Origin of the sequence: Pseudomonas sp. W15Feb34 (assembly GCF_023127765.1) — a bacterium.
In the GTDB taxonomy this organism is placed as follows: domain Bacteria; phylum Pseudomonadota; class Gammaproteobacteria; order Pseudomonadales; family Pseudomonadaceae; genus Aquipseudomonas; species Aquipseudomonas synxantha_A.
This window is the reverse complement of the sequence record NZ_SPKN01000049.1, coordinates 1-3,122: the sequence shown is the minus strand read 5'-3', so window position 1 is coordinate 3,122 and position 3,122 is coordinate 1. Positions and strand designations below refer to the sequence as shown.

The following is a 3,122-nucleotide window of genomic DNA, read 5'->3' as shown; positions in this document are numbered from 1 at the left end:
AGGCGAGGTGCCGAGTGGTGGGGCAAGAGCCCTTTGGTTACTTTGGGGCTCTCTTTTCCAAAGTGACCCGCTGTAAAAGCGGAACCAACAGTGGCCGTTACCTAAATAACAGATATGTACTCGGTCTGATCCAAGATCCTGGTCGGCCCCTAGGCCGCCATCGGGAGCAAGCCCCCTCCCACAGGGTCCGGCGGCGTACAGAAGTTGTATAGATACCCATGGCTAACGGGGGCAAGCCCCCTCACACATTTTTTACCGTGTTCCCCTGAGTATCAGGCGATTTCGGCAACCACCGCGGCCAGTGCTTTGGCCGGATCCGCCGCCTGGCTGATCGGACGGCCGATCACCAGATAGTCCGAACCGGCATCCAGGGCCTGGCGCGGGGTCAGGATACGGCGCTGGTCATCCTGCGCGCTGCCCGCCGGGCGAATACCCGGCGTCACCAGTTGCAACGACGGGTGGGCGTTCTTCAGGGCCTGGGCTTCCAGGGCCGAGCATACCAAGCCATCGAGGCCGGCTTTCTGCGCCAGAGCCGCCAGGCGCAATACCTGCGTCTGAGGCTCGATATCCAGGCCAATACCGGCCAGATCTTCGCGTTCCATGCTGGTCAGCACGGTCACGCCGATCAGCAGCGGTTTGGGGCCGCTGCGCTGTTCCAGCACTTCGCGGCACGCGCTCATCATGCGCAAGCCGCCGGAGCAGTGCACATTGACCATCCACACGCCCATTTCGGCCGCAGCCTTCACGGCCATTGCCGTGGTGTTGGGGATGTCATGGAATTTCAGGTCCAGGAACACTTCGAAGCCTTTGTCCCGCAGGGTGCCGACAATTTCCGCCGCGCAACTGGTGAACAGTTCCTTGCCGACCTTGACCCGGCATAGCGTGGGGTCCAACTGGTCAGCCAGCTTCAGTGCGGCGTCACGAGTGGGGTAATCCAGGGCGACGATGATAGGAGTCTGGCAGACGGACATTGGAATGGGCTCTCAGGCAAGTCGAAATCGGCGCGGATTGTAGCGCAAGCAGCGCCGTTGCGGGATCCGATGATCGGTAAATACTGATCAAGTGCCCGATACACGCGATTTCGAGCACTTGTTTCAAAGTCGATACATTCACGACACGCCCTCAACACGCCGCCCGGCTAGCCTCGCACACTATCGCACGCCCAGCATTTCCAGCCACGGCGCTGGGCGCCTATGCTGACAGCACTACTCAGGCAGATGATCGCACTATGCAGACCCCTTCCGTCCCCGTAAACGAAGAGCCTAAAGGCACGACGATCGCCGAAGACAAGCGCTGGACCACCCGTGCGCTGATCGTCGACGACGACGTGCCGATCCGCGAACTGCTGATCGACTACCTGGCGCGCTTCAATATCCTGGCCTCGGGCGTCACCGACGGCACCGCCATGCGCCAAGCCATGCAAGCCGAAACCTTCGATGTGGTAGTACTGGACCTGATGCTGCCGGGCGAGGACGGGTTGTCGCTGTGCCGCTGGCTGCGTGCCGAGTCGGACATTCCGATCCTGATGCTCACGGCCCGCTGCGAACCCACCGACCGCATCATCGGCCTGGAACTGGGCGCTGATGACTATATGTCCAAACCATTCGAGCCCCGGGAGCTGGTGGCCCGTATCCAGACCATCCTGCGCCGGGTGCGCGATGACCGCACCGAGCAACGGGCCAACATCCGCTTCGACACCTGGCGCCTCAACAGCGTACTGCGCCAGTTGGTGGCCGATGACGGCCTGGTGGTGCCGCTGTCCAACGCCGAGTTTCGCTTGCTGTGGGTGTTCATCGAACGCCCGCGCCGCGTATTGAGCCGCGAGCAACTGCTGGATGCGGCCCGTGGTCGCTCCATCGAAGCCTTTGATCGCAGCATCGACTTGCTGGTATCACGCCTGCGCCAGAAACTGGGAGATGACCCCAAGGCCCCGCAGTTGATCAAGACCGTACGCGGCGAAGGCTACCTGTTCGACGCCCGGGATATCGGTTGATGCGCGCCACCTTCAATACGCTGTTCGGGCGACTGTTCGGCCTATTGCTGGTGGCCATTGTGCTGGCCCACGTGCTGGCTCTCTTCTGGTTTCACCACTACGGCCGGCCACCGCCTCCGCCTCCCCAGGCGTTCGTCGAACAACCGGACGGCACCCTCAAACCGCTGCGCAAGGAACCTCGCCCTTGGTTTGGTGGCCCGCTGGTACCGCTGACGTTTCAATTTATCTCGTTGATCATTGCCGCCTGGTACGGCGCCAAGCTGCTGAGCCGGCCGATCCAGCGCCTGAGTGCCGCAGCCGAGCGCTTGAGCGTCGACCTCGACAGCCCGCCGCTGGTGGAATCCGGCCCGCGCGAGGCAAGGCAAGCGGCCTCGACCTTCAACCTGATGCAAAAGCGCATCCGCGAACAAGTCAGCCAGCGGGCACGTATGCTCGGTGCGGTCTCTCACGACCTGCGCACCCCGTTATCACGCCTCAAACTGCGCCTGGAACAGATCGAAGACACCAAACTGCAAGGCCAGATGCGTCAGGACCTGAACGACATGATCGATATGCTCGACGCCACCCTGAGCTACCTGCACGAACAACGCACCAGCGAGACGCGGCATTGGCTCGACGTGCAGGCGCTGGTGGAGTCCCTCAGCGAGAACGCCCAGGACCAGGGCTGCGACGTGCAATTTTCAGGCACCTGCGCGCCCTTGCAAGTGCAGCCCATGGCCCTGCGCTCATGCCTCAACAACCTGATCGACAACGCGCTGCGCTATGCCGGCATGGCCCGGGTAGAACTGGCCGACAGCCGTGGCGCACTGGTGATCAGAGTGATCGATAACGGCCCGGGAATCGCCGCCGATAAACGCGAGGCGGTGTTCGAACCGTTCTTTCGGCTGGAGGGATCGCGCAACCGCAATTCCGGAGGGGTCGGTTTGGGGATGACCATTGCCAGAGAGGCCGTCGAGCGGCTTGGCGGGCACTTGAGCCTGGAGGACACGCCGGGTGGTGGGTTGACTGCGGTGATGTGGTTGCCGAGGGGCTGAGGCTTCTCCCTTCTACACAACTGTGCAGCTTGCCGCCCCCACGGTAACCACGATGCGAAGCGAGCCGCTCTTGATCTTGATCTGCTTTTGATCTC

3 protein-coding genes are annotated in these 3,122 nt (G+C 62.3%); 2 read left to right on the top strand and 1 reads right to left on the bottom strand.

Annotated elements, in window-relative coordinates; genetic code table 11:
- Positions 1–272: 272 nt before the first annotated feature.
- On the bottom strand, positions 273–971 hold the full coding sequence (gene pyrF / locus E4O97_RS25810; protein ID WP_005786636.1) for an orotidine-5'-phosphate decarboxylase: 699 nt from the start codon (positions 969–971) through the stop codon (positions 273–275).
- Positions 972–1,228: 257 nt separating this feature from the next.
- Between pyrF and E4O97_RS25805 the strand changes: the two genes are divergently transcribed.
- The gene (locus E4O97_RS25805; protein ID WP_032877075.1) at positions 1,229–1,993 is read left to right on the top strand and encodes a response regulator; all 765 of its coding nucleotides are present in this window, start codon (positions 1,229–1,231) and stop codon (positions 1,991–1,993) included.
- Positions 1,993–3,027 (top strand): ATP-binding protein, encoded by a 1,035-nt coding sequence (locus tag E4O97_RS25800; protein WP_005786632.1) that lies wholly within the window; start codon positions 1,993–1,995, stop codon positions 3,025–3,027. Before E4O97_RS25805 ends, E4O97_RS25800 begins: the two co-directional genes overlap by 1 nt.
- Positions 3,028–3,122: the final 95 nt, after the last annotated feature.

Bases quoted from the DNA above. Each gene is read 5' to 3' on its own strand.
- pyrF (WP_005786636.1), bottom strand. From the start codon at position 971: ATGTCCGTCTGCCAGACTCCTATCATCGTCGCCCTGGATTACCCCACT.
- E4O97_RS25805 (WP_032877075.1), top strand. From the start codon at position 1,229: ATGCAGACCCCTTCCGTCCCCGTAAACGAAGAGCCTAAAGGCACGACG.
- E4O97_RS25800 (WP_005786632.1), top strand. From the start codon at position 1,993: ATGCGCGCCACCTTCAATACGCTGTTCGGGCGACTGTTCGGCCTATTG.